Raw genomic sequence first — 240 nt, 5'->3', positions numbered from 1 at the left:
CGCCTGCGTGCGCTTTACGCCCAGTAATTCCGATTAACGCTTGCACCCTCCGTATTACCGCGGCTGCTGGCACGGAGTTAGCCGGTGCTTCTTCTGCGAGTAACGTCAATCACCACACGTATTAAGTGTGATGCCTTCCTCCTCGCTGAAAGTGCTTTACAACCCTAAGGCCTTCTTCACACACGCGGCATGGCTGCATCAGGCTTGCGCCCATTGTGCAATATTCCCCACTGCTGCCTC

General features: G+C 55.4%; 1 rRNA gene. It reads right to left on the bottom strand.

The window, feature by feature from the left end:
- Positions 1-240 (bottom strand): 16S ribosomal RNA (locus ACOZIO_RS25155); the annotation flags it as partial.

Origin of the sequence: Rahnella sp. PD4, from assembly GCF_049199325.1 — a bacterium.
Taxonomy (GTDB): Bacteria; Pseudomonadota; Gammaproteobacteria; order Enterobacterales; family Enterobacteriaceae; genus Rahnella; species Rahnella perminowiae.
The sequence above is the reverse complement of the archived record's forward strand: the minus strand, read 5'-3'. Positions and strand labels throughout refer to the sequence as shown.